We start from the raw sequence: 26,610 nt of genomic DNA, 5'->3' as shown, positions 1-26,610 counted from the left end.
TTAGCACTTTATTTTGCCGCATTTTGGTCTTATTTTTAATACCAATATTCCGCTTATGATAAGACCCATTTTGACATCTAAAAATCAAAAATTTGTTAGAAATCAGCGTGGCGCGGTAATCCAACTGTTTGAACAGACCGATGCAGCCTCTGCTCCACTGCGCGAACGGCTTTGCACCGTGCTGAGATTGGCGATTAGTCAGGGAATTCTGCTGCCCTTCCAGCGGCTACCGTCTTCACGGCTGCTGGCCAGCGATTTAAAAATATCGCGGATTACCGCCGAGGCGGCCTATGGGCAGATTGAGGCAGAAGGCTATATTACACGGCAGGTCGGCAAAGGGACGTTTGTCAGTGACGCTTTCCCACACTCTCCCGTCAGGCTCCGCTCGTCCTCCCACACATCAACAGGCGCAACTCAGCAGCTAGCGCAAACGCCGGCCATCTCTTCGCGTGGTGCTGTAATTATCGCCACCGGTGGCTGTCAGGATCCGCGCCTCCCCCTCCCTTTTGCTGCGGGTTCTCCCGACTTACGCGCTTTTCCCGTTAAAACCTGGCGGCAGTTAACTAATAAAGCGCTGAGATTCAAAAGTGATGCCCTGTTTGGCTATGGCGACCCACAGGGTTATCTGCCTCTGCGCGAGGCAGTCGCTGGCTATTTGCAGCAGTCACGCGGGGTCAAGTGCTGTGCTGAACACATCGTCATTACTACCAGTTCACAGCAGGCACTTCAGCTACTCGCTACCCTACTCATCGACGACGGTGAACCGGTATGGACTGAGCAACCGGGCTACCTCGGGGCGCGCAACGCCTTTACCAGCGCAGGCGCACGGCTTTACGGCATACCTGTTGATGAACAAGGCATGCGTTTTGACGACAGCGCATCTGCCCCAAAGCTCATTTATCTCACGCCGTCTCATCATTACCCGAGCGGCATAAGTCTGAGCCTGTCGCGCAGGCTGTCGCTGCTTGACTACGCCAAACGGCACCAGAGCTGGATTGTCGAGGACGATTACGACAGCGAATTACACTACGACGGCCGACCCTTCCCCGCTATGCAGGGGCTAGATAACCATCATCAGGTTATTTATCTGGGGACTTTCTCCAAAGTGCTGTTCCCTTCTCTGCGCGTCGCTTACATGGTGTTGCCACCGGGGCTGGTAAAACCAATGACTCAGCTGCGCACAGTTTATGATGGGCACACTTCTCAGCTGATGCAGGCGGTTACCGCAGAGTTTATCCAGCAGGGGCACTTCGCGGCTCATTTGCGCTATATGCGCCAGCTGTATCAGAGTCGTCGCGATCATTTACTGGCGCAAATTAACCAGAAACTCTCGCACTGGATGCAGCCTCAACCCGCCGCCGGAGGCCTTCAGCTTTCGGTTCGCCTGCCTCACGGACAAGAGGAACCCTTGACTCAACAGGCGCTTAAATTAGGGGTAATAACCCCGGGTCTTTCTGCGCTCTACTTACCGCAAACACCGATCGAATCCGCTACGCGTGACGGCTGGTTGCTGGGTTTTTCAGCGCTGACACCCGCCGAAATCACCGCCGCGATCGACCGTTTGACCCGTATCAAGATAAGGTAAAGGTGCAAAATTTAGTTAATCCAGGCCAATAAAATCCAACCGACCACGCCACTCAGCAGCAAAAAGGGAAAAGAGTAACAGTGAAACAGTAGCCAAATCTTTTTCTCACCCGACATGCGCATGGCAATCAGATTCGCCAGCGAGCCTATCGCCAAACCAAAGCCACCGGCATTGACGGCGTAGGCCAGCAGCGCATTGGCAGGGATGTAGTTCACCAGCAAAATAGTCGCGGGCACGTTGCTAATAATCTGCGAAAGCCCCATCCCCAGCAGATAATGCCCATACTCCGGCAGCCCAGCGATGCTGCCTAATGCCTGCTGCAACGGCCCAATACTCACGATAAGCCGCACGTCGATAAACATAATGATAAATACCAGGATCAGCGGCCAGTCGATGCGCAGTAAAACCTGTCTCGACATCAGCATGAAGCCGATGAACACCGCGGCCAGACCATACATTGCCTGGCCAAAATCGACACAGACAATAAACAGCAAATAAAGCACGACGCACGCCGTCAGCAACGTCTTCCTGAATGCACTGTTCTGCTGACTCTCTTTTTTCTTTAACGCGTGGGATGGGAAGCTAACCCAGGTCACCATCAGCAGTGCCGCCATAGATGCCAGCGCCAGCGGGGCCATTTGCCCAATGAAATGCAAAAATGACAGGCCCGAGCGGCCCCACAGCAGAATATTTTGCGGATTACCGACCGGCGTCAGCAAAGAACCGGCGTTTACCGCCAGCGCCTCAAAAATAATCAGCTTTGTCACCGGCAAAGAGGTTAATTTTTTTAGCGTGATGGTGAGGGGCACCACAATGAACAGCGCCACGTCGTTGGTCATAAACGTAGACAGCACGGCAGCGGCGGTCACTAAAAACAGCGCTAGCCAGCGTTCATTGTCGAGCGTGTTAATCATTTTTCTACCGACCACATCGAAATAGCCGCTGATTTCGACACCTTTGGTCAGAATCAGTAAACCCAGCAACGTGACGATAGTGTTCCAATCTACAAAATCGGCAAACTGAGTGATTTTATCGGTCTGAAAGAGTGTTAACACTGCGCCCAGCACAAACAGAATGTGCAGAAATCGATCACGTAAAAAGGGCCGAAAAAGCAAAGCCAATGTCTGAGACAGCATAGAAATATCACAAATTCCAGGAGCTAAAGGGAGTTTGCTGACGTTACCTCAGGCAATAAGATTACGCCATAGCGAATGCGTGACTCTCCGCGACGTATTCCAAAAAATGATAAAAAAAAGAGGCGCTAGAAAGCGCCTCAGATTTGTTTGTTACAATAATGACAGCTAACGCATCGAAGTGACCGACTGCAGGCGTTCTTCCCTGCTTTGACGCAGCCAGCGCAGCAGATCAATCACTAGAAACAGCAGCAGGCTGACGCCCATCACTGGCAGACTGAATGCCAGCGCCAACGCCAATGCCAGCAAAATCCAGCGAGGCACAACCGGCACCGCGCGCCAGGTATGAATAAGCGTGGTTGTCGGACTGCGTTGCCCCGACATTTTTGGCCGGCGCTGCCACCATAGTACGTAACCCCAGCCTATTAATAGGCAGGTTCCTAGCCCGAAAAAGACCAACAATAGCTGGTTCCACAGGCCAAACAGCACGCCCATGTGGGCATCAACGCCCCAGCGTGTAAGTTTTGCCAGCAGCGGGAAGTTTTTGAAATACACATGATCGACGATGCGCAGGTCATTCGCATCAACGGATACCGCATCAACCTGTGTAGGCCAACCGCGGTCAACTTCGCTTACTGTCCAGGCTTTAGCGTAATTGTAAGAGGGGCGAACTTCGATTTTCGTCGCGTCAATACCTGCCGCGCGCGCCGCCGCCACCACGCCGTCAAAAGTTGAGGCTTTTACCTGCACCGCAGCCGCAGGCGGCGCACTGCTCATGTCCATATCAGGCATGTCTGCCATCTTCATCGTACCCATTGATGACAGATGATGCTCGGCGTGTTCATCGGCGGGTGGTACGGGTTTACCCTGCCCAAGCTGTGTTGAAACAGACGGCGTCAACCACCCCATATCTGCACGTAAAATGCCAATATTATTGCCCGCCCACTGCGACCAGGTTAGGCCCGTGGCCGAGAAAAACAGCAAACCCGCCAGCAGAATCAGTCCGAGCGTGGTGTGCCACAGTCGGCTACGACGCTGGCGTGCCCCCTGCTTGCTCATTCTCCGTGCCCCTTTTTGTCCACGGCGGGTAAACGCCCACAGCAGCAGACCACCGAACGCAGCCACCCACAGCCACGACGCCGCGAGTTCGCTGTAGTTACGCCCGATATCGCCCAGCAGCAGGCCACGGTGTAAATCATCCAGCCAGGTACGGAACGGCAATATGCCGCTGGTGCCGTAAACCACCACGTCGCCTTTTACGTCGAGCGTCACGGGATCGATAAAGATGGCTCTGCTTTTAGAGGCGCCCAGCCCAGCCTCTGAAAACTGTACTCGAGTCGTTTCACCTTTTACCGGGGCGGGACGCACGGCGTAGATTTCCGCCCGATCGCCAACCACCGTTCGCGCGGCATCAATTTGTCGGGACAGCGGCTGTATCTCTCCCCGTGAAGAGGTAAACAACTGTTCGGCATACAAATGACTTTCAATTTGTGGTGTGACGACGTACAGCACGCCGGTGAACGCGGCAATGAAAATAAACGGGCCGACGAAGAGACCAATATAAAAGTGGAGGCGTTTAAGCAGCGCCAGTGCGGCGGCTTTACCGCTCGCCTCGCCCGTCGCGCTGAGGCGACCAACATGTTGACTCATGAATAACATCCTGAATATGTTCAGTACAAAATCAAACAACGACACTGCTGCGCCGGATTGAAAACGGTAGCAGTGGGTCATTTTACAGGTGAATGATTTTTAATACGGTCAGGCCATTGACGCCACAGGGCATCAGGCGACCAGAACAGTAACAGGAGGGGCGCGTGGCTGAGAATTGCTAAATAAAGGCGCGGAGATCGGACACTGAATAGCACAAGGCAGCGGCGGACGAACCACCTCGGCCATCGACCACAACAGCGGAATCGCCAGCAAAACCAGCAGAGGCAGGTGCATCAGCAGCACGCAATAACCGCAGGCCGCGTCCATCATCTCCATAGGCGACATAGCCGGTAACGGCGATGATGGGAGAGCTTCGTGCGACATTTGATCGGCGTTGTGCATGTCGTGCGTCGCAGACAGGCTCATTTCGTGCATCGGCGCGGCAGACATTTCCATCGATGACATATCCATACCCGCCATCATCGGAACAGGTATTCCTTGTGCAACCAAGGCTTTGGACACCACTGGCGCGATAAATAGCATCAAAATCGCGCAAATTCCCTGCCATGCGGGGAAGCGACGTCGTGAGTGAGCTATCTGGCCTATGGAAATCATCATCAATGAAAGTTTTATAACTTTTAATTTAACAAGACGGGCGAGATTGTATCTGAAATGTTTATAAAATGCAGGCAAAAGAAAGCCCGCAACAAGGCGGGCTTAGAGAAAATTTTATAGGCTTAACAACGATTAACGATTGTTAGTCATCTTACGCATCACCAGTGTGGCGTTAGTACCGCCGAAGCCGAAGCTGTTTGACATCACTGTGGTCAGCTGACGCTCGGTCGGTTCGGTCACGATATTCAGACCGAGTGCCGCCTCGTCGAGATTTTCAACGTTGATGCTTGGCGCAATGAAGTTGTTCTCGGCCATCAGCAAGGTATAAATCGCTTCCTGCACGCCCGCAGCACCCAGCGAGTGGCCGGTCATGGCTTTGGTCGAAGAGATTGCCGGTGAGTTATCACCAAACACTTCGCGAACTGCACCCAGCTCTTTCACGTCGCCAATTGGCGTAGAGGTGCCGTGCACGTTGAGGTAGTCAATCGGAGTATCAACGCCCTGCATTGCCATCTTCATGCAACGAACCGCGCCTTCACCTGATGGAGCAACCATATCCGCGCCGTCTGACGTTGCACCATAGCCGATGATTTCGGCATAGATGTGCGCGCCACGAGCCAGTGCGTGCTCAAGTTCCTCAACCACCACCATGCCGCCGCCGCCGGCAATAACAAAGCCGTCGCGTTCGGTGTCATAGGTGCGGGATGCTTTATCTGGCGTCTCGTTATAACCGCGAGACATCGCACCCATTGCGTCGAATTCGCAGGCCATTTCCCAACACAGCTCTTCGCCGCCGCCAGCAAAAACAATATCTTGCTTGCCGAGTTGGATCATTTCTACCGCGTTACCGATGCAGTGAGCAGAGGTTGCGCAGGCAGAGCTGATGGAATAGTTAACGCCGCGGATCTTGAACGGTGTTGCCAGGCAGGCAGAAACGCCGGATGCCATCGCTTTGGTCACCATGTAAGGACCCACGCCTTTCAAGCCGCGCGGTGAACGCATTGCGTCAGAACCTGCAACCTGGTTACGTGGAGAACCGCCGCCAGAGCCTGCAATCAGGCCAGTGCGTTCGTTCGAGACCATTTCTGGCGTCAGGCCAGAGTCGGCAATCGCCTGTTCCATTGAAAGATAAGCATAAACGGAGGCGTCACTCATGAAACGCAGGACTTTACGGTCGATAAGACCAGTAGTGTCCAACTTTACATTGCCCCAGACTTGGCTTCTCATACCGGCATCTTTAAATTCTTGCGAGAAGGTGATCCCTGATGTGCCTTTTTTAAGCGACTCCAGAACTTCCTGCTTGTTGTTACCGATGCTCGAGATAATGCCCAGACCAGTAATGACAGCACGTTTCATTTAATACCTCTTTTTACTATTAACTTTTCGGGATTTCGTCACGCACTTTAGCGTACAGTTGTACGCCGAACAAGTCCGATCAGCAATTCGTTGTGTAAAGAATTGAAATTTGCGCGCAGCATAACAGACAGTTAAACTTCGCGCACAGCCTAGAACCAAGAGAGTTTTACGTGGATCACAACCCCATACAACCGGCCGATTTAAGCTGGAACGAACAGGGTACACCTGTTTCCCGACAGTTTGATGACATCTACTTTTCGGATCAGGGCGGCCTGCATGAAACGCGTCACGTCTTTCTTAACGGCAACCATTTCCCCGCGCGATTTGCCACTCACCCTCGCCCACTTTTGGTGGTTGCAGAAACGGGTTTTGGCACCGGTTTAAACTTTCTGACGCTCTGGCAGGCCTTTACAGAATTCAGTCAATCTTCAGACGTATTCAAGCAACAGCCTCTTCAGACAACGCTCCAGCGATTACATTTCATCAGCTATGAAAAATTTCCGCTTTCGGTAGAAGATTTGGAGATGGCGCACCGTAACTGGCCCGAATTAGCTCCTTATGCTGAAAAACTGCGCCAACAGTGGCCGCTGCCTTTTGCCGGTTGCCATCGTCTACTGCTCGACGATGGCCGCGTCACGCTGGACCTGTGGTTCGGTGACGTCACGCATCTGCTGCCCAACAGTGACCCGAGCCTCTATCAACAGGTGGATGCCTGGTTCCTTGACGGCTTTGCCCCGTCTAAAAACCCCGACATGTGGAGCGACGAATTGTTTGCTTCGATGGCAAAGCTGAGTCGGGTCGAGGGTACTTTCGCCACCTTTACGGCGGCAGGTTTTGTGCGCCGCGGGCTACAGCAGGCCGGTTACAACGTCAGTAAAGTAAAAGGACACGGCAAGAAGCGCGAGATGCTCAGCGGATGGCGGGCTGATAACCCGATTGCTGCACATCCTGCCCCGTGGTATGCCCGCCCGGCGGCAAAAAATCCGCAAGATGTAGCTATTATTGGCGGCGGCGTGGCAAGCGCGCTGCTCTCACTGGCGTTGCTGCGTCGCGGCTATGAAGTAACGCTTTACTGCGCCGATGAATCACCCGCACAGGGCGCCTCGGGAAATCGTCAGGGGGCAATTTATCCGCTGCTGAATGGTCGGCATGATGCTATTGAACAATTTTTTGCTCACGCCTTTACCTTTGCCCACCGCCAATACATGCAGTTTTCGAACATTGGTCTGCAATTCGATGGCCAATGGTGTGGCGTAGCACAGTTGGGGTTCGATGAAAAAAGTCAGCTCAAGATAGATAAGCTGCTCGAGGGTGGATGGCCGCGGGCCTTGGCGAGCGGCCTTACCGCGGAGCAAATGGCCGAAGAAGTGGGGTTAACCTGTGATGTCGGCGGGGTACATTACCCGCTGGGTGGGTGGCTGTGCCCTGCCGAGTTAACGGCGCAGGCCATAGGCTACGCGCAGTCGCTGGGTCTGCGGGTGCATTATCAGCATCAGGCTAGCGCACTTGCGGCGACAGACTCTCAAGGTTGGCGGGTAGAATTTGCCGAGCAACCGGCAAAAGAACACGCTACGCTGGTGATGGCCAACGGTGCGGCCATTGCGGCGTTTGAGCAAAGCGCAAGGCTCCCAGTTTACGCGGTAAGTGGGCAGGTTTCTCATATTCCCACTACGCCGTCGCTGAGCAAACTTAGACAGGTGCTGTGCTATGACGGCTATCTAACGCCGGTGAATCCCAATAACCGCCAGCACTGCATCGGTGCCAGCTATCATCGCGCCGAGCAGTTAGCCGTTTACCGCGATGAGGATCAGTTGCAAAATCGCCAGCGGCTGATTGACTGCCTGCCCGAACAGCCGTGGCCGCAGGAGATTGACGTCAGTGCCGGATTGGCCCGCAACGGCGTGCGCTGCGCCACGCGCGACCACTTGCCGATGGTCGGCAACGTGCCAGACTATGAAAGCCTGCTAAGCACCTATGAAGATTTGCCAACGCGGCTGCAGCAGCAACAGCTTATTGAACCATCACCGGTGCACGCCAACCTATTTATGCTCGGCGCACTCGGGTCGCGGGGATTAAGTTCCGCCCCTTTGGCCGCCGAGATTCTGGCAGCGCAGATTGCCGGTGAACCCCAGCCACTCGACGCTTCAACGCTGGCGGCGCTTAATCCTAACCGCATGTGGGTTAGAAAGCTGATTAAAGGCCGTCCGGTTACTCATCTCGACTGAGGTCTGCCCGATGTAAAAAGGGCCCGTAAAGGGCCCTTAAGATTTGGCTGGAACGCGGGTGTGCTCTTTATTCACGCTCAGTTTCAGGCAAGGCTTTCTGGTAGAGGTTTTCCCACATACCCAGCACCAGCACCTGATCGCGCGGTGAAAGCTCACCTGCCAGGATTGCTTTGTCCAGACTGCTCTGCACGCGGGCTTTTAACTGCTGCGAGGTATTCTCACCGTTGGCTTCGGCTTCTGCGACTGAAACAGTCAGATGACCCTGCAGATAGCCGCTTGCAAACAGCTCATCGTCAGTGGCGCTTTCAACCATGTCTTCAATCAGCGCGAAAATACGCCCTTCAAATTCTGCGATCATCCTGTTCCTTACTGTATCTCTGCCCGCAAAAAAACACGATGACGGGCAAGGTTCTTATTATTAAAGCTCTTGAGGAGCGGGAAAAGAGTCGGCACTCAATGGTGCGGTATTGTAAAACGACTGCAGCGCCTTGATAAAGCGCGCCGGGCGCTCAGGCAGCCCTTTCTGCAGCGTCTTCAATACTTCTGCACGGACCTTGTGCTGAAAACCAATCCGATCCGGTTCACAGTCGCCGCTCAGATTGTCACAGCTGACATTAAAATTAAAGCCTGCGGCAGCGCAGAACATCCATTCGTATGACTGGGGCTTTATTTCAACTGACTCAAACTCACTTTGCGTCTGTGCATCCCGTCCGTCGGGGCAGTACCAATAGCCGAAATCCACCAGCTTGCGTCTTTCTGCGCCCGCCACGCACCAGTGAGAAATCTCGTGCAGCGCGCTGGCATAATAGCCGTGAGCGAAAACGATGCGGTTAAAGTCCTCCTGTTCGTCGGCAGGCAGATAAATCGGCTCGTCGTCGCCCCTTACCAGGCGAGTGTTGAAGTCCTGACTGAAACAGCCATCAAAAATATCAATGAGCTGCTGATAATGATGTTTTTCCGTTGAATCTGACATAGTGACTGACTAACTCAATTTAAAGCGAAACGGCAAAAGGAACGGCGGTTAAAGCTGGCCCACGTGTTTATCAAGCAATGCCTGACAAACGGCTGGCAGCGGAGGCGGCTCGCGCTTTTCAGGTACGCCACTGCCCGGTTTTGGCGGCAGGAACCAGCTTTGCAGCTCGGCGCCACAGCCGTCACCCGCAGGAGGCGGTGCCTGACTTTCACAGTTGTGGTCACCCACAGGACAACGCAGGCGAACATGCATGTGCGCACGGTGCCCAAACCACGGTCTGACTTTATGCAACCATTCGCGGTCGCTGCCCGCATCGGCACAGAGCTGCTGTTTAATCGCCGGATTAACAAAAATGCGCACCACGTCGGTGTCTTCAGCCGCAAGCTTAATTAGCTTTTCGATCTGCGGCTGCCATTGGCTTTTAACAATGTTTTTACCGTCACGACTAACCAAATCAATCGGTTGCGGTTTTAGCAGCTGTTGCTCCGTCCAGCGCTTGCGCGGCAGTTGCAGCCAGATATCGACGTCGAGACCCGACTGATGACTGGCATGTCCGCTGCTAAAACGCCCTCCAGCAGGCATTGCCATATCGCCAATCAGTACAGTGCCCAAACTCTGACGATTGGCCTCCGACGACAAGCGCTTGATAAAGGTCAGCAGGTCCGGTTGACCATAAAAGCGGCGCTGATCCGTTCTCATTACCTGATAGTCAGGCGAGTCGAGCGGCAGAGATTTAGCCCCTATCTGGCAGCCGTTAGCATAGCTGCCCACTGCCTGCGGAACGCCGGCAATAGGCTGAGTGATACGCTGCCACGGCGTAATCGCCAGTGCGGGGAACGCCACCGCGGCGGCCAACAGGCCGATCAATCCGATTTTCATGCGCATTCTGTCAAAGGATCCTCTGCCAAAAGTCAGTCTTTTCAGTTCACTACCAGCGCGGAACGCTAGAGTTAACATCGCCACACTGCGCGCGCTGGCGCAGCAGGTGGTCCATCAACACAATGGCCATCATGGCTTCGGCAATGGGCACGGCGCGAATGCCAACACAAGGGTCGTGGCGACCTTTGGTGATCATTTCGACCTGCTCGCCTTCGCGATTGATAGTGCGGCCCGGCACGGTAATGCTCGACGTTGGTTTCAAAGCAATATGCGCAACCACCGCCTGACCGCTGCTGATGCCGCCGAGAATGCCGCCCGCGTGATTGCTTTCAAAGCCCTGCGGCGTAATTTCGTCACGGTTTTCGCTGCCGCGCTTGTTCACCACGGCAAAACCGTCGCCGATTTCAACGCCTTTCACCGCGTTAATGCTCATCAGCGCATGGGCAATGTCGGCGTCCAGACGGTCGAACACCGGCTCGCCTAATCCGGTTGGCACGTTTTCTGCCACCACGGTAATTTTGGCCCCGATAGAATCACCGGCTTTTTTAAGCTCGCGCATCAGTTCGTCCAGTGCTTCAAGCTTGGACTCGTCCGGGCAGAAGAACGGGTTGGTTTCGACCAAATCCCAGTCTTTCAGCTCGCAGCTGACGTCGCCCATCTGTGCCAGATAGCCGCGAACCTTCACGCCAAACTTCTGCGCCAGGTATTTTTTGGCGACAGCACCGGCGGCAACGCGCATCGCGGTTTCACGCGCAGAGGAACGACCGCCGCCGCGATAGTCGCGAGTGCCATACTTTTGCTCGTAGGTGTAATCAGCGTGTCCCGGACGAAATACGTCTTTGATGGCGCTGTAATCCTGCGAACGCTGATCGGTATTTTCGATAATCAGACCAATGCTGGTGCCGGTCGTCACGCCCTCAAACACGCCTGATAAAATTTTCACTTCATCGGCTTCACGACGCTGCGTGGTATAGCGAGACGTACCCGGGCGACGGCGGTCGAGATCGTGCTGCAGGTCAGCCTCGGTCAGAGGAATACCCGGAGGAACGCCGTCAATAATACATCCCAACGCGATACCGTGGGATTCACCAAAAGTAGTGACGCGGAAAAATTGCCCAATACTGTTCCCAGCCATCACGGCTCCTTAAGCTGTGTGTTAACTGTTAAAATTCAATTAGCTGCGGTAAATGCTGAAGTGCGCCGCGCAGTCCTGCAACTGTTGTTTGGTCAGCATAAATACGCCGTCACCGCCGTTCTCAAACTCCAGCCAGGTAAAGGGAATATCCGGATATTGTTCCATCAGATGTACCATGCTGTTGCCCACTTCACAAACCAGCACGCCGTTGTCAGTGAGGTAATCAGGTGCACAGGCCAGAATACGACGTGTCAGTTTCAAACCATCGCTGCCGGAAGCCAGGCCTAACTCAGGCTCGTGGCGATATTCGTCCGGCAGGTCTGCCATGTCGTCTTCGTCAACGTAGGGCGGGTTGGTCACAATCAGGTCGTACTGCAACACAGGCAGTTCGCGGAACAGGTCAGAACGAATTGGCGTAACCCATTGCTCAATGCAGTGGGTGTCGATGTTACGTTCAGCAACCGCCAGCGCGTCGGCGGAGATATCAACCGCATCCACTTCCGTCTCGGGGAAGGCGTAGGCGCAGGCAATTGCGATACAGCCGCTGCCGGTACACATATCAAGAATATGCTCAGGCTGGTGCTGCAAAATGCCGGCAAAGCGGTTGTTGATCAGTTCAGCAATCGGCGAGCGCGGGACCAGCACGCGTTCATCAACGTAAAACTCCATGCCGCAGAACCAGGCTTTATTGGTCAGGTAAGCAACAGGTACGCGCTCATTGACGCGGCGGATCACGCGCTCAACAATACGATGACGCTCGCTGGAGGTCAGGCGCGCGGTGTGCATATCTTCAGGAATGTCGAGCGGCAGAAACACGCTTGGCAACACCAGTTGTACGGCCTCGTCCCAAGGATTATCCGTTCCATGCCCGTAATAAACATTAGCGGCATTCAGGCGGCTGACGGTCCAGCGCAGCATATCCTGAATGGTATGCAGCTCACTGACGGCTTCGTCGACGAATATTTTATCCAATTTTCTCTCCTGGGTACGGCGGGTGGCTTTATTTACGGCCATAAAATTTCCGCATAGTTTGCCACGAAGACAACAACAAATCAGCAGGTATCCCCTTTTGTTGCGAGATACCGCGAAACAGTTTTATTTAGAAAGGAAGCACTGAGCAGGTACACTGTAAAAATGTGCGAAGAATGATGAAATTGCGATGAAGAAAAAATTCTCCCTGAATAAGGAAGACCTCACCTTATTTCGTGAGGCGGTACCGGGCACCAAGCGTTTGAAAAACGATACTATTTTGCATAAACCTACGCGAAAGCCACAGGTTATTGCCTCGCCGAAACGGCTATTGCAAGAGCAGGTTGACGCAACGTACTATTTTTCCGATGAGTTCCAGCCGATGCTGGACAATGAAGGGCCGGTGCGTCACGTCAGGCCTGATGTCAGCCATTTTGAGCTGAAAAAACTGCGCCGCGGCGATTATTCACCTGAGCTTTTTCTGGACTTGCATGGTCTTACCCAGCGAGAAGCGAAGCAGGAGCTGGGTGCGCTGATTGCGGCCTGTCGCCGTGAACACGTGCACTGTGCCTGCGTGATGCACGGCCACGGCAAACACATTCTAAAGCAACAGACGCCGCTTTGGCTGGCTCAGCACCCGGACGTAGAGGCTTTTCATCAGGCGCCGCGTGAGCTTGGGGGAAATGCTGCGCTGCTGGTTCTGGTCGAGCTGGACGATAAAACGCGGGAAGACTAGGCATCAGCCCAGAAATGCAAAAAGGCACAGCGCGCTGTGCCTTTTATACGTCTGACCGCTGCGTTTCAAATCAACCGCAGGCTTTTGCAATCACCTGTGAAGGACTAAATTGCCAGTCAAAACTGCCCTGCCCCGTGTCGGCGTTAATTTCAACACTGGCCATGGCAGAGGTTGCAAACATTGGCGGACATTTCCCGGGGCATAATTCAGCCACCAGATAGCCCACCAGCGGCAAGTGAGACACCACCAGTACTGAGCTAACCCCCTCTTTTGCCAGGGCCTGCAGCTCCTCGGCGACTAAAGCAGGATCGCCGCCGGGCGTCAATTCTGGCAACACGTCGACCTTTTCAGGAAGCGCTATCGCCTGACGCACTTTTTCCAGCGTTTGCTGCGCCCGCAGATAAGGGCTCACCAGAACACGCTGAATCTTGACGGAGCGGCCGTTTAACCAGGACGCCATACATACTGTTTCGTCACATCCACAATCGGTTAGAGGTCTTACCGAATCGCTGGCCGCATCGAGAGCAGCCTCACCGTGACGCATAATCACAACTTGCATATTGCACCGCTTTTGTTAACAAAAATAGCGCTATACAGGTACGCTTCGCGTGCTGTATTACCCTTCTGCCCACATCCTAGCAGGGCACTACATCATCAGAACATCATCAAAACGTACCGTCGGAATGCCTGCGTCCTTATTAACGCTAAGGGCATCTGTATCGCGGTCGGGCATTTTGCCTGAAAGTTATCGTAAAGAAAACGCTGTTTTTTACACCAACTGAAAATGGATGTAAATAGTCTGCTTATTTAACGACCATGTCTAACGGTCAGGGTAGCTAATTAACGTTTACCAGAAACCCCGAATTAAGCCGTGATCTCTATCACACCTAGACGCGAAATTTAGGGGCGACGCGCGGCGTGTAAGATCAACAAGATTGAACATTTTACGCTCAATTTATCAGCTATACAATTTTTGCCCCTCGGCGGCACGCGTGAGCAGCGCGTCACAGGGTGCAAAACGCTCGCCGTACTGACGCTGCAGCACCTGCAGTTTCTTCACCACCGCATCGGCACCCAAACTGTCGATATAACGCATCGGCCCGCCGAGGAAAGGCGGGAAGCCAATGCCAAAAACGGCGCCAATATCGGCATCACGGGCATTACGCACCGTGCCGTCGGCGAGGCAGCGAACGGCCTCATTGAGCATCAGTGCGACACAGCGCTCAGCAATGTCATCCTCGGCTTGCTTATTTTTTGGTGTCAGGTTTAACAGCTTGTAAATGGAAGAGTCTGCCTGCTTTTTCTTGGCCTTTTGCCCTTTATCGGCATAAAGATAAAAGCCCTTGCCATTTTTACGGCCTTTCCTGTCATCTTTAAGCACCGCGTCCAGCCCCGGCGGTGGCGCAAAACGTTCACCGTAGGCCGTTTCAAGAATGGGAATGATTTTAGTGCCGACGTCTATACCTACTTCATCCAGGAGCTGGAGCGGACCGACGGGAAAACCAAAGTTGACCAACGCATTATCGATATGCTCAATACTCTCCCCTTCCAGCAGGCAGCGCGCCGCTTCATTTATGTAAGGAGCCAGAATGCGGTTAACGTAAAATCCGGCGCTATCGCCAACAACAATCGCCGTCTTGCCCTGCTTTCTGGCAAACGCGACGGTGGTGGCAATCGTCTCTGCGCTGGTATGCGCATGGGGTATAACCTCCACCAGCGGCATTTTATCGACTGGACTGAAATAGTGCAGGCCAATAACCTGCTCAGGCCTTGCTGCACCGCGAGCAATTTCGTGAATCGGTAGAGAAGAAGTATTTGAGGCAAAAATAGTCTGCTGGGCAGCATTTTCCTCAACTTCACGGATCATCTTTTGTTTGAGTTCGAGATCTTCAAACACGGCTTCAACCACTAAATCAACTTGCCTGAAACCGCTGTAATCAATAGTCCCGGAAATCAGCATCATCTGGCGCTGCTGCTCGGCGCGCTTAAGGTGGCCGCGTTTTACTTTGCCTTGCAGCAGGTCCCAACTGGTTTTAAACGCGTGGCTTATTCCCTGCTGATTAATGTCTTTAATCCTGACCGGCACACCCGCTTTTGTGGCCGTGACGCTGGCAATGCCGCCGCCCATCAGTCCGCCGCCGAGTACGGCAACGTTATGGATCTCACGCGGTGAGGCCTCGGCACCTAAATCTTTTTTCAGCGCAGTTGAGGCAAAAAACAGCCCGCGTAGCGCCTCCGACTGCGGCGTCATCACCAGTTCGCCAAAGGCGCTCGCTTCGGCCTGATACCCACTGCCGCTGCCGTGAGTTAACCCGGTTTGCACTACATCAATAATTTTTTCGGTCGCGGGATAATGCCCCTTCGATTTAGCGCGCGTTTGCTTGCGCACAAAGTGAAACAGCAGCGTTTTTCCCAACGGGCCCTGAGCAAGTCGTGCCTGACAGGGCAACACTCTTTTACTAATACGGCCCTTGTTCACTCGCTCAATAGCAGTTTGCAGTAAAATAGACAGAGGAACGGCATCGTCAACCAGTCCCATGCGCAGCGCCTGTTTAGCGCGAATGCTGCGGCCAGTCAGCATCATATCCAGCGCTTTGGGTGCGCCAATCAGCCGCGGCAGGCGCTGCGTGCCGCCTGAGCCGGGCAATAAACCCAGCTGCACCTCCGGCAGGCCGAGCTGCGTTTTATCGTCCAGCGAACAAATACGGCTGTTGCAGGCCAGCGCCAACTCCAGGCCGCCTCCCAAACAGGCGCCGTGAATAGCCGCGACGACCGGCACCTTCAGGCCAGCAATCTGCGCCATCACTGTTTGGCCTTTTTTTGCCAGCTCCTCAGCCTCACTTGCCTGCGTGCAGCGGGCAATCATGCTGATGTCAGCCCCGGCAATAAAAGAATCCTTCTTGCCAGACACAAAAATAAGTCCCTTAAGTTTGGGATGCTGCTGTGCTTGCTGGAGTATTTGGCTCACCTGATGGGCAAATTCGGCCTTGAGGGTGTTCACTTTCTCATCCGGCACGTCGATAGTAATAATGCCGATGTCGTCTTCGGTAAAGTGCAGCGTGAAAGCCGAAGGTGTGGCGGTTTCCAACTTTTCAACGGGGAAGATCAGCGGTTTCTGGCTCATTCGGCCACCTCCAGAATCATTGCGGCACCCAGTCCACCGGCGGCACAGGCGGTGGTTAAGCCCAATTTACCGCCGCGGCGGCGCAGCTCATGCAGGGTTTGAGTTATCATTCGCGCACCGGTTGCCGCAAAAGGATGGCCATAGGCCAGCGATCCACCCAATACGTTAAATCTATTCCAATCTATTTCGCCTATCGCCTGCTCTCGGCCAAGCTTTTCCTTAGCAAACTGTTGGCTGGAAAACATTTTTATATTGGCCAGCGTTTGCGCGGCAAAAGCTTCATGCATGTCAATTAAATCAATATCTTGGAGGGTTAACCCCGCACGATCTAACGCCAACGGCGTCGCATAGGCCGGCCCGAGCAGCATATCTTCCCAAACATCGATAGCCGCGAAGGCAAAACTGCGTAAATACCCCAGCGGACGCAGCCCCAATGCCTGCGCCCTCGACTCACTCATCATCAGCACCGCCGCCGCGCCGTCGGTGAGCGGCGTACTGGTCGCTGCCGTCACCGTGCCATGTTTGCGGTCAAATGCCGGACGTAATTTTGCATACTGTTCAATGCTGGAATTAAACCGGATGTTGTTGTCTTTTTGCAGCACGTCTTTGTACGGCGGAACGTGTGCGGCCATCACCTGGCTGTCCAGTAGCCCGTCTTCCCAGGCTTTCGCCGCCAACTGATGCGAGCGATGTGCCAGCTCATCCTGCTGTAAGCGAGTGATGCCGTGTGATTTTGCCATTTGCTCTGCGGTGTCACCCATGCGCAGCCCGGTGGAATATTCAGCCACTGCGGGCGGCACCGGCAACAGGTCACGTAGTTTTAGTTTGCTAAACAACGACAGCCGCTGGGAGAGGGTTCTGGCTTTATTAACGTCAACCAGCGTACGAGCCAGCGCCTTGCTGACCCCAATCGGCAGCACCGAGGAGGAGTCTGCCCCACCGGCAATGCCGATGCTAATGGTGCCCGCCATAATACTTTCGGCCACATTGGCGACGGCCTGAAAGCTGGTGGCGCAGGCCCGAGAAACGCTGTAGGCATCGGTCGAGACGCTCATGCCGGTCCCCAACACAATTTCACGTGCAATATTCGGCGCTTCAGGCATTTGAACTACCTGACCAAACACCAGTTGATCGATGATTGCCGAGTCAATCCCACTTTTCGCCAGCAGCTCGCTGACCACCATTTTCCCCAAATCAACAGCGGGTACGCCATGAAAGGCCGTCGCCTGTTTGGCAAATGGGGTACGCAAACCGTCAACAATGGCGATACGGCTGCCCTCACGCGTAACCAGTGGAATTGCCTTATTCATAGGAGCTCCTGAGTAATCCAAACGGCCAATGTTTTAAAGAGTATTTTAAAGTCTTATCAATGCAACAGGTCCGACCTGATAACTTAGTGTTAACCAGATGATTACAGTTGGCAAAGTCCATGATGACGAATTGCGAGCAACAGCAAATTTTGAATGCAACAGATGACTACCGCTCAACGACGTGGGGACGCCAAAGAGCGGTTAAGGCAGATATTAACGAAGAGAGAGTTGGAAATTAATGGATTCAATTTGGCAGCAGAAGGTGAAATCAGCGGTTAATTCAACACCGTTTTCAACATCTTTAAACTCGCCGCGAATGACGCAAGGATCAGATTCTGCCTTGCGCGCGCGCGCGGTCAGATTTTCGAGCATTGCCTGAGCGTCTTCACGGGTCGCGAAAACGTTCTGGTAAGACGCCGTGCAGTCGGTGTTATCAATAATTGTTCCCACATCGACACAGCAGCAGGCGGCCGTTTCTTGGGCACTGCAGGCCTTGATTGCGTGACCTTTTTTCTGAGACTCAGTTGATAGAGCTGACATATTTTCTCCTTGCAACGCACTCATGCGCCTGGCCTTTGGCCGTAATGAATCATTAAAAGTTATCGATTCTCTGCGATTTATTTTACTCCTGCCTCTTCAATGAAACTAGTCCCTACTTTTATCATGGTTTTTAAGTGACTAAAATCACAAGAATAACTCGCGCCAAAAAGTCTGAATTATTTATTTGCCGATTAGTTCAACCTGAGTTGTTAGTTTAGTGAATCTTAATCGTATCTTTTTTGTTAAGCGGATCTGATTTTTAAAATCTAATTGCCTAAAAGTGTGAAACAACATTGCAACATGTGTACAGGTCGGACCTATACTTCGCCTACTGGTCTGATTAGTCGGCCCACTCCGGACTCTACAATCCGCCGCTCATCGTTACCCATGAGTAACTTTGTTCTATAAAACATAAAATGAGGTTTTGGTCATGAACCAGAAAAACCTGTTTAAAAGATCGGCTGTGGCAGCTGCAATGGTACTTGTTTCAACCCAAGTTTACGCGGCAGGATTTCAGCTAAACGAATACACCGCAGCCGGACTGGGCCGCTCCTTCTCAGGTGAGGGCGCCATCGCCGACTCTGCCGCATCCGGCAGTCGTAACCCTGCAACCATGACCATGTTTGACCGCCCTTCCTTCTCCGGCGGATTTGTTTACGTCGATCCTGATGTCAGCCTAAGCGGCAAATCGCCGGTCACAGGACGCAGCACCGACGACGATAACATCGCACCGAATGCGTGGGTGCCTAACCTGCACTTCATCCTACCGATTAACGACCAGTGGGCATTGGGCGCATCGGCCACGTCGAACTATGGATTATCGACCGAATTCGAAAGCGGCTATCCCGCCGGACCGCTGGCGGGCAAAACCGACCTGATTACCGAAAACCTTAACCTCAGCGCCGCCTATCGCCTTAACCGGCACTTCAGCTTCGGCGTTGGTTTTGATGCGGTGTATGCCAAGGCAAAAATCGAGCGTAATGCCGGTGAACTGGTGGCGCTGCAAAGCCGTGGCACCATTCCTGCCGACACCACCGCCGCGCATCTGAACGGCAACGCGTGGGGATACGGCTGGAACGCCGGTATTTTGTATGAAGTGGATGACAACAACCGCTACGGCTTCACTTATCGTTCCAAAGTGGATATTGATTTCGACGGCAACTACCGCAGTGACCTGCCGGTTGCAGCGGGCGGAACCGGCGGCAACACGGTGCCGGGTTCATTGACGCTAAACCTGCCAGAAATGTGGGAAGTCTCAGGCTATAACCGCGTAGCGCCAAAATGGGCAGTTCACTACAGCCTGACTTATACCAGCTGGAGTCAGTTCCAGGAGCTGAAAGCCACCGGCTCCAACGGCAACACGCTGTTTGAGAAAAAAGAGGGATATCACGACGTTTACCGTCTGGCGCTGGGTACAACCTACTACTACAGCGATGAGTGGACCTTCCGTACCGGTATCGCCTATGACGACAGCCCGGTTCCGGCCGATAACCGCACCATTTCGATTCCCGATCAGGATCGCCTGTGGTTGAGCGTAGGTACTACCTATGCGTTTAACAAAGACGCCTCGGTTGACCTCGGTGTCTCCTATATGCACGGCAAATCAGTACACATCAGTGAAAAAGTGGCAGACGGCGTGCCTAACTACGAGTTCGATGCCAAAGGCACCGCGATGCTGTACGGCCTGAACTTTAACTACGCGTTCTGATGCAACGTTAGAGATAAAAAAAGCGCCCAAGGGCGCTTTTTTGTTTGGCTGCGAAACTCAGTTCGCCGAGTCGATACTGTCCAAATCACCCTGAATCGCCGCGGCGTTCGGGTTAACCACTGGGGTCAGCTTGCCGCCGTTGGCCAGGAAGTCGTGGTGCTGGAAGTAAGCCGCACGGATAAACTCGTAAGGATCGGAAGAGTTTTTCAGCAGGCCGTCGGAATCGAGCAACTGTGCACGGGTTTCGATACCCTGCAGCGCCCATTTACCGGCCGACATCCACCAGGTCAAGTAGTTAAGCGGGAAGTAAAGGTCGTCAACCAGACCGCCGACGTCCTCACGCGGCGTAGCACTGCCGTAACCCGGCAATACCACATAGGTACCGTAACCCACGCCGTAATGGCCCAACGTGCTACCGAAACGATGAGGTTCTTCTTTCGCCAACTGTGGGTTAGCCATTGACGCAACGTCGATAAGGCCGCCCATCCCCAAAATGGTGTTGAGGAAAAAGCGCGTAAAGTGTTTAGCACCTTCATTTATGTTGCCTTCAACAAAATAGTTAACCATGGTTGATGGCTCACTGAGGTTGTCAAAGAAATTACTCAGACCGTTACGCGCAGGCTGTGGCAAATAGTCACGCCACGCCACGGCAACTGGACGCAAAACATAAGGATCAAGCACGTTCAAGTTGAAGTTGAACATTGAGCGGTTAAAGCCCTGCAGGGGATCTGAACGTCCACCTAACTGCGGGTCAACCGCTTCGGGAGCCGGTGGATTTGACGCATCGGCAACCGTTGGCACTACGCCCGTTGCAGACGCCGTTTTTGGCGCCGTAGCGGATGGCGTAACCAACGATTTGGGCTTATCCCCACTCCCGGCACAACCAACTAATAATAACGTGGCAAACGCCAGCCCAGTCAGGCGAAAGTCCATCTTAGTCTCCCTGTTTATGCTTCGGCCCCGGTTCTACGGAACCTGCTGATTAATCTCAATATTGACCTGTCCGCTCCCCGAAAAATTGGTTAACGGGCTGTCGCCGTACCAGTCACCCGATGCCGGAGTCGCCAAGCCATTTTGTGAAATACGTACACGTACTTTTAATTGATGCAACGAAGAAAGCAAGCGTTCAGGCATCATGGCATTAGTATCATCCACAGTGACAGAGAGCGGGAAGCGGCTGAGTGGCAGTTTTTTAACTGCGACCGGAACTGGGCTGCTGCCGTCTGTAACTGAAATAAATACTGTACCCTGCTGAGGAAGCTGCTGCTGCGCTTTAGGCGACAGCGTGACGGCAACGCCCAGTTTTACCTTGTCCATGCCTGACTTGGCTTTGGCCTGCTCAATGCTGGCTTTGACCATTTCGGCACGCTTGTCGTCGGCAGGAAGAATCTTCAGCATCACCTGCCATGCACCTATCGCCTGCGGATAATGACCCTGTTCATATTCATTATATGCCAGCAGGCTCAATACTTGCAGATTACCCTGATTATGTTCGAGCATATCACGTAGCATGTTGCCACCGTTGATATTATCCTGAGGATCGCTCGAACGGGTCAGCACGTCAGCATACCCCAGTTTGATTTCCATATCATTTGGAGAAAGTGCGTAAGCGCGGGCAAAAGCCTGCGTTGCCGTGCTGGCATTGTTGAGCGCCATACCAACGCGGCCCAGCATCAACCAGTCTTTGGCATTATCAGGATCGTTCTGCAGGTCGGAGCGCAGGCCCAATCCCAAGTCCTGAATATCAGCCATATTGAGTGGTTTGGCATTGGCATCTGCCACGCGTTCGCGCAGTTCAGGCATTTTGTTCATGACCTGATCCCACGCGCTGACCTGCCCTAGCCCTCCGGCGTACAGATAAAAACCAAAGGTCACCACCAACAGCACAATAACGCCTGGGATCAGCGTCCAGCGGGCAATCGGTTTACCGACTTTACTCGCCTGGCCGGGAATATCGCTCAGCAGATTTTCCTGCAGTTCCTGAACAAAAAGAGGACGTTCTGGGGAGGACAGCACGCCCTGATCTTCGTCTTCCTGAAGTTCGGTAAGGCGATGATGATAAAATGCCTTGTTCAAATCGTCGCGGGTGTTTGCCAGGTCGGCGCGATCGCCACGAACAACCGGCACAACAAACAGCGCGGTGCCAATAAGCATCAGCACAACAATAACCAGCCAAAAAACAATCATGATTCTTTCCTGTCACTTTCACCGAGCAACTGCGCCAGACGCTGCTGTTCCTGCGAAGAGAACTTCTCACCCGTTTGACGACGACGGGCGCGTAAAATAATGACCAGTGCACCGACCAATACAAACAGCGCGGGTCCGACCCACAGAATTAACGTCGAAGGCGTAACCGGCGGCTCATAGGTCACGAAGTTGCCATAGCGGGCGACCATATATTCGACGATCTGCTTGCTTGACTGGCCTTCGTTCAACAATTGATAAACCTTGGTACGCATGTCAGCGGCAATGATCGAATCAGACGCCGCAATATTGGTGTTCTGACATTTCGGGCAGCGCAGTTGCTCAGTAAGCTGGCGATACTGCTGCTCCTGCTGCACCGACTTGAACTGATAAGTGTCGATGGCGGCAAACACGCTAAAGCTCAGCGCCAATCCGAGAAAAATCGACAACAGCCTCATGCGTTACCTCCGTATTTGATATACAGCGGACGGACTTCTTTCTGCCACACCTGCTCGTTGAGGTCACCGGCGTGGCGATAGCGGACAATGCCGTCGCCGTCGATAAGGAAGGTTTCAGGTGCGCCATAAACGCCGAGGTCAAGCCCCAGCATGCCGTCGCCGTCGTACAAGCTCAGCGCATAAGGATTACCCAGCGTATTCAGCCAGTTAATTGCCTTGCCGCGGTCATCTTTATAATTAAGGCCAATCACGTGCACACCTTTGGCCGCCAGCGTATTAAGATAATCATGCTCGGCGCGGCAGGTTGGGCACCAGGTCGCCCACACGTTGAGTAAAATCGGTTTACCTGTGTGGAGCACGGCTTGATCATAGGTTTTTCCCGGCTCAAACAGGGATTCGAGCTTAAACACCGGCACCGGTTTGCCCACCAGCGCCGACTCCAGCAGAGTGGGATCATCGCCGTGCGCATTGCGGGTCAGCTGCACCAGAAAAGCCGCCGCCAGCGCTAAAAACAGAAACAGCGGGATAAAGAGAATTTTACGACTCATGCTTCCTCCGCCGCGTCTTTGCCCTGACGTTTCAGCTTTTTGGTCATTCTGTAGCGTGGGTCGAGAATACACAGAATGCCGCCGACCGCCATAAAGATGCCGCCCAGCCAAATCCAGCGTACGAAAGGTTTGTAGTAAAGACGCACAGCCCACGAGCCGTCGTCAAGCTCTTCACCCAGCGCGGCGTAAAGATCGCGTGCCAAATTACCGTCGATCGCCGCTTCGGTCATCATGCTGTGTGCCACGCTGTAATAACGTTTTTCGGCGTGAAGCACGGTGACAAATTTGCCGTTGCGCGTGACGTCAATATTGGCTTCGCCGCCGGTATAGTTCGGCCCGGTGATATCGCTGAGGTTGCGGAACTCAAAATGATACCCTTGGATATCCACGGTATCGCCCGCTTTCATGCGCACATCACGCTCAACGCTGTAATTCTGACTAAAGGCAATGCCGATAACGGTTACCGCAACGCCCAAGTGCCCCAACACCATGCCCCAGTGGCTGCGTGACAGATGTGTCAGCCCGCGCCAGAAGGTGTGACGATGGGTCGCACGCTCGTGCAGCTCCATCAGTGTCAGGATAATGACCCACACCGACATCATCATGCCGACCACGGTCATGCCCACAATTTTGTCCTGCAGCAGCCAAGGCAGCAGAATCGACAGCAGCAGTGTCACCACCAGCGCCACGCCCAGACGACGCCACAGTTTGCTTGGCTCATCACGACGCCAGCGCACTAACGGGCCGATGCCCAGCAGCAGCGCTAACGGTGCCATCAGCCAGGTAAACATCGTGTTAAAGAACGGCTCGCCGATAGAAATACTGCCGAGGCCGAGCTGTTTATGCACCAGCGGCAACAGCGTTCCGAGCAGAACCACCAGCATCGCCGCCACCAACAGGACATTGTTGCCGAGCAGGAAACTTTCTCGCGAATAGGGTTCGTGGCGGCTTGGCGCACGCACCGAGTTGCCTTTAATCGCGTACAGCAGCAAAGAACTGCCGATAACAATCACCAGATAGGCGAGGATAAACATACCGCGCGCCGGGTCAGAGGCGAAGGAGTGCACGGAAACCAGCACGCCGGAACGTACCAGGAAAGTGCCCAGCAGGCAGAGCGAGAAGCAGGTAATTGCCAGCAATACGGTCCACGCTTTGAAAGTCCCGCGTTTTTCAGTCACCGCCAGTGAATGGATAAGCGCCGTACCGGCCAACCAAGGCATGAACGAGGCGTTTTCTACCGGATCCCAGAACCACCAGCCGCCCCAGCCCAGCTCGTAATAGGCCCAGGCAGAACCCAACACGATACCGATGGTGAGAAACACCCAGGCTGCCTGAGTCCACGGGCGAGACCAGCGCGCCCAGGCGGTATCCAGACGACCGGCCATCAGAGACGCAATCGCAAAGGCAAAGGCCACCGAGAAACCGACATAGCCCATATAAAGGATAGGCGGGTGGAAAATAAGGCCGATGTCCTGAAGCACAGGATTGAGGTCGCTGCCGTCAATCGGGAAATTTGGCAACGTCCGAAGGAACGGGTTAGAAGTCAGCAGAATAAACAGCAGGAAGCCGGTGGTGATAAGCCCCATGACTGCCAGCACGCGGGCCACGGCGTCGTTCGGCATACGGCGACTGAACAGCGCCACCGCGGTGGTCCAGCAGCCGAGCAACAGCACCCAAAGTAGCAGAGAACCTTCGTGCGCCCCCCATGTCGCCGCCATGCGGTAGTAAACCGGTAAATGAGTGTTGGAGTTATTGGCCACGTAGGCGACCGAGAAGTCATTCACCACAAAGGCGTGAACCAGAATAATGAAGGCCAGCAAAATACAGCCAAACATACCGTATGACAGAGGACGGGCCATCGCCATCATCCGCTCGTCCTGCCGTGCTGCTCCCCACTGGGGATAAATGCTCAATAACGTTGACAAGCCTAACGCCAGGCAAAGAGCAAAAGTACCAATTTCAGGGATCATGACTGGCTGTTTCCTTTAGCAGGAGGAACATAAGCCGAGGCAGGTCCCGTATGATTATCTTTCATTGCGTCTTCTACTTCCGGTGGAACATATTTTTCATCATGCTTGGCCAACACTTGCTTCGCCATGACAACGTTATCGGCCTGCATCACGCCCTGAGCGACTACGCCCTGCCCTTCGCGGAACAGGTCGGGCAAAATGCCGTAATAAGTCACGGCGATAGCACCGCGTGCATCGTAAATTTTAAAGTGCACTTCAAGGGTTTTATCATCACGTTTTACCGAGCCAGGCATCACCATGCCGCCAATGCGCAGCCGCTGACCGACAAACGGCAGTTCATGGTCTTTACCTTTACCCTGAAGAATTTCACTAGGCGTGTAAAACAGGTCAATGTTGGAGCGCAGCGCATACATGACCAGCGTGGTGGCCAAACCTAATCCCACTAATACAATCAGTGCAAGATAGAGGCGGTTTTTACGACGAGTGTTCACAATAACGTCTCCCGGGAAGATTCCGGTGGCTTCGGTGCCGCAGACTTCTGGGCAGCACCGGCCTGTTTTCTGGATTGGCGAATACGCTGTTCGCGAGATTGACGCTGGCGAATATCAGCCAACAGTTTACGACGGTGCCAGACGGTATGAATAACCAGGCCCAATAATGAAATCAGCGTGACGATAACGGAAAGCCAAACATAAAAGGCATAGCCGCCCATCGCAAAGAATGCCTGCCAGGTTGGGAATGCAGCGTTCATTACCTGCGCTCCTTATTCACCAGTGATGCCACCCAGGGCCGTGAACGCTCCTGATGGATAATCAGGTTGCGCAGCCGCATCAGCGTCAGCGTAATAAAGAAGAACAGATAGCCGAACACTGACCAGAACAGCGGATAACGCATGCTGGGATCAATCGTTTTTCCAAAATCGCTTGAGCCCTGATGCAACGTATTCCACCACTGCACCGAGTAATGAATAATCGGGATATTCACCACCCCGACCAGCACCAGAATACCGGCCGCGCGGCCCGCTGTTCGTTTATCTTCAAAGGCGTTGTATAAGGCAATCACGCCCAGATAAAGGAACAGCAACACCAGCTCAGAAGTCAGACGCGCGTCCCACACCCACCAGGTGCCCCACATCGGTTTACCCCAGGCAGAGCCGGTCACCAGCGCGATAAAGGTAAATACCGCGCCGACCGGCGCCATGGCGGCCATTGCCAGCTCGGACATTTTCATCTGCCAGATTAAACCGATAAAGGCGGCGATGGCCATCGAGCTGTAAATACCCATTGACCAAATAGCGGCAGGCACGTGGATATACATAATCCGATAGCTGTTACCCTGCTGATAATCGGGAGGCGCATAGCCGAACCCCCACACCCAGCCTATAAGGAGGCAAACAATACCCGCGATGGCCAGCCAAGGAATAAAACGGCCGCAGACGTGGTAAAGCCGCTCAGGCCTTGCGAGTTGATGTAACCATTTCCACATTATTTGTCATTGCTCACGTTAAAATTA

At 53.7% G+C, this 26,610-nt stretch carries 25 protein-coding genes; 4 read left to right on the top strand and 21 right to left on the bottom strand.

Annotated features, from left to right (window positions below):
* The first annotated feature begins 55 nt into the window (after nt 1-55).
* A complete protein-coding gene (locus GA565_RS07660) occupies nt 56-1,585 on the top strand; it encodes a PLP-dependent aminotransferase family protein (protein ID WP_152197984.1) in 1,530 nt (509 codons plus the stop codon).
* Between the two features lie 11 nt (nt 1,586-1,596).
* Here the strand turns inward: GA565_RS07660 and GA565_RS07655 are convergent, their stop codons facing one another.
* From GA565_RS07655 to fabB, 4 genes are all read right to left on the bottom strand, one after another.
* On the bottom strand, nt 1,597-2,721 hold the full coding sequence (locus GA565_RS07655) for an SLC13 family permease (RefSeq protein ID WP_152197983.1): 1,125 nt from the start codon (nt 2,719-2,721) through the stop codon (nt 1,597-1,599).
* Between the two features lie 165 nt (nt 2,722-2,886).
* The gene (locus GA565_RS07650) at nt 2,887-4,368 is read right to left on the bottom strand and encodes a PepSY domain-containing protein (protein ID WP_152197982.1); all 1,482 of its coding nucleotides are present in this window, start codon (nt 4,366-4,368) and stop codon (nt 2,887-2,889) included.
* Nucleotides 4,369-4,500: 132 nt separating this feature from the next.
* The gene (locus tag GA565_RS07645; protein ID WP_152197981.1) at nt 4,501-4,986 is read right to left on the bottom strand and encodes a DUF2946 domain-containing protein; all 486 of its coding nucleotides are present in this window, start codon (nt 4,984-4,986) and stop codon (nt 4,501-4,503) included.
* Nucleotides 4,987-5,115: 129 nt separating this feature from the next.
* The gene (gene fabB / locus GA565_RS07640) at nt 5,116-6,339 is read right to left on the bottom strand and encodes a beta-ketoacyl-ACP synthase I (RefSeq protein ID WP_152197980.1); all 1,224 of its coding nucleotides are present in this window, start codon (nt 6,337-6,339) and stop codon (nt 5,116-5,118) included.
* Between the two features lie 170 nt (nt 6,340-6,509).
* Here fabB and mnmC point away from each other — a divergent pair, with 170 nt between their 5' ends.
* Complete coding sequence (gene mnmC / locus GA565_RS07635; protein ID WP_152197979.1) at nt 6,510-8,564, top strand: bifunctional tRNA (5-methylaminomethyl-2-thiouridine)(34)-methyltransferase MnmD/FAD-dependent 5-carboxymethylaminomethyl-2-thiouridine(34) oxidoreductase MnmC; 2,055 nt, start codon at nt 6,510-6,512, stop codon at nt 8,562-8,564.
* Between the two features lie 67 nt (nt 8,565-8,631).
* On the opposite strand, the gene GA565_RS07630 is transcribed toward mnmC, so the two are convergent.
* The 5 genes from GA565_RS07630 to prmB are packed head-to-tail and all read right to left on the bottom strand — an operon-like array spanning nt 8,632 to nt 12,523.
* Nucleotides 8,632-8,922 carry a YfcL family protein gene (locus GA565_RS07630; RefSeq protein WP_055779303.1) on the bottom strand — a complete coding sequence of 97 codons (291 nt, stop codon included), beginning with the start codon at nt 8,920-8,922 and terminating at the stop codon, nt 8,632-8,634.
* Between the two features lie 60 nt (nt 8,923-8,982).
* On the bottom strand, nt 8,983-9,537 hold the full coding sequence (locus tag GA565_RS07625) for an elongation factor P hydroxylase (protein WP_152197978.1): 555 nt from the start codon (nt 9,535-9,537) through the stop codon (nt 8,983-8,985).
* Between the two features lie 48 nt (nt 9,538-9,585).
* Entirely contained in the window at nt 9,586-10,416 is an 831-nt protein-coding gene (gene mepA / locus GA565_RS07620; protein ID WP_193311883.1) for a penicillin-insensitive murein endopeptidase, read from the bottom strand.
* A gap of 49 nt (nt 10,417-10,465) precedes the next feature.
* Entirely contained in the window at nt 10,466-11,551 is a 1,086-nt protein-coding gene (aroC, locus tag GA565_RS07615) for a chorismate synthase (RefSeq protein WP_055779312.1), read from the bottom strand.
* Between the two features lie 39 nt (nt 11,552-11,590).
* Complete coding sequence (prmB, locus tag GA565_RS07610) at nt 11,591-12,523, bottom strand: 50S ribosomal protein L3 N(5)-glutamine methyltransferase (protein WP_055779519.1); 933 nt, start codon at nt 12,521-12,523, stop codon at nt 11,591-11,593.
* Between the two features lie 187 nt (nt 12,524-12,710).
* On the opposite strand from prmB, the gene smrB reads away from it, so the two are divergent.
* The gene (smrB, locus tag GA565_RS07605; protein ID WP_055779315.1) at nt 12,711-13,256 is read left to right on the top strand and encodes an endonuclease SmrB; all 546 of its coding nucleotides are present in this window, start codon (nt 12,711-12,713) and stop codon (nt 13,254-13,256) included.
* A 70-nt stretch (nt 13,257-13,326) separates the two neighbouring features.
* Here the strand turns inward: smrB and sixA are convergent, their stop codons facing one another.
* The 4 genes from sixA to GA565_RS07585 form a co-directional block, all read right to left on the bottom strand.
* Nucleotides 13,327-13,815, bottom strand: a complete 489-nt coding sequence (sixA, locus tag GA565_RS07600) for a phosphohistidine phosphatase SixA (protein ID WP_152197976.1) — start codon at nt 13,813-13,815, stop codon at nt 13,327-13,329.
* Nucleotides 13,816-14,214: 399 nt separating this feature from the next.
* Nucleotides 14,215-16,380 (bottom strand): fatty acid oxidation complex subunit alpha FadJ, encoded by a 2,166-nt coding sequence (gene fadJ, locus GA565_RS07595; RefSeq protein WP_152197975.1) that lies wholly within the window; start codon nt 16,378-16,380, stop codon nt 14,215-14,217.
* Complete coding sequence (gene fadI / locus GA565_RS07590) at nt 16,377-17,690, bottom strand: acetyl-CoA C-acyltransferase FadI (RefSeq protein WP_152197974.1); 1,314 nt, start codon at nt 17,688-17,690, stop codon at nt 16,377-16,379. The genes fadJ and fadI overlap by 4 nt, the downstream gene beginning before the upstream one ends.
* A gap of 213 nt (nt 17,691-17,903) precedes the next feature.
* Nucleotides 17,904-18,230, bottom strand: coding sequence for a YfcZ/YiiS family protein (locus tag GA565_RS07585; RefSeq protein ID WP_152197973.1), 327 nt, complete (start codon nt 18,228-18,230; stop codon nt 17,904-17,906).
* A 430-nt stretch (nt 18,231-18,660) separates the two neighbouring features.
* On the opposite strand from GA565_RS07585, the gene fadL reads away from it, so the two are divergent.
* Nucleotides 18,661-19,938, top strand: a complete 1,278-nt coding sequence (gene fadL / locus GA565_RS07580; protein WP_152197972.1) for a long-chain fatty acid transporter FadL — start codon at nt 18,661-18,663, stop codon at nt 19,936-19,938.
* Between the two features lie 57 nt (nt 19,939-19,995).
* Here the strand turns inward: fadL and mlaA are convergent, their stop codons facing one another.
* From mlaA to GA565_RS07540, 8 genes are read right to left on the bottom strand one after another with little or no spacing between them, the layout of a single operon-like run.
* Nucleotides 19,996-20,871 (bottom strand): phospholipid-binding lipoprotein MlaA, encoded by an 876-nt coding sequence (gene mlaA / locus GA565_RS07575; protein ID WP_152197971.1) that lies wholly within the window; start codon nt 20,869-20,871, stop codon nt 19,996-19,998.
* 33 nt (nt 20,872-20,904) lie between these two features.
* Nucleotides 20,905-22,125 (bottom strand): c-type cytochrome biogenesis protein CcmI, encoded by a 1,221-nt coding sequence (gene ccmI, locus GA565_RS07570; RefSeq protein WP_152197970.1) that lies wholly within the window; start codon nt 22,123-22,125, stop codon nt 20,905-20,907.
* Nucleotides 22,122-22,580 carry a cytochrome c-type biogenesis protein gene (locus GA565_RS07565; protein ID WP_152197969.1) on the bottom strand — a complete coding sequence of 153 codons (459 nt, stop codon included), beginning with the start codon at nt 22,578-22,580 and terminating at the stop codon, nt 22,122-22,124. The genes ccmI and GA565_RS07565 overlap by 4 nt, the downstream gene beginning before the upstream one ends.
* The gene (locus GA565_RS07560; protein WP_152197968.1) at nt 22,577-23,128 is read right to left on the bottom strand and encodes a DsbE family thiol:disulfide interchange protein; all 552 of its coding nucleotides are present in this window, start codon (nt 23,126-23,128) and stop codon (nt 22,577-22,579) included. The genes GA565_RS07565 and GA565_RS07560 overlap by 4 nt, the downstream gene beginning before the upstream one ends.
* Nucleotides 23,125-25,098, bottom strand: a complete 1,974-nt coding sequence (locus GA565_RS07555; protein WP_084983110.1) for a heme lyase CcmF/NrfE family subunit — start codon at nt 25,096-25,098, stop codon at nt 23,125-23,127. The genes GA565_RS07560 and GA565_RS07555 overlap by 4 nt, the downstream gene beginning before the upstream one ends.
* A complete protein-coding gene (ccmE, locus tag GA565_RS07550) occupies nt 25,095-25,589 on the bottom strand; it encodes a cytochrome c maturation protein CcmE (RefSeq protein ID WP_152197967.1) in 495 nt (164 codons plus the stop codon). The genes GA565_RS07555 and ccmE overlap by 4 nt, the downstream gene beginning before the upstream one ends.
* Nucleotides 25,586-25,849 carry a heme exporter protein CcmD gene (gene ccmD, locus GA565_RS07545; protein ID WP_152197966.1) on the bottom strand — a complete coding sequence of 88 codons (264 nt, stop codon included), beginning with the start codon at nt 25,847-25,849 and terminating at the stop codon, nt 25,586-25,588. The genes ccmE and ccmD overlap by 4 nt, the downstream gene beginning before the upstream one ends.
* On the bottom strand, nt 25,849-26,583 hold the full coding sequence (locus GA565_RS07540) for a heme ABC transporter permease (protein WP_152197965.1): 735 nt from the start codon (nt 26,581-26,583) through the stop codon (nt 25,849-25,851). The genes ccmD and GA565_RS07540 overlap by 1 nt, the downstream gene beginning before the upstream one ends.
* Between the last annotated feature and the right edge of the window lie 27 nt (nt 26,584-26,610).

Source organism: Rouxiella sp. S1S-2 (assembly GCF_009208105.1).
Lineage (GTDB): Bacteria > Pseudomonadota > Gammaproteobacteria > Enterobacterales > Enterobacteriaceae > Rouxiella.
Note: the sequence above shows the minus strand (reverse complement) of the source record. Positions and strands in the feature narration are given on the sequence as shown.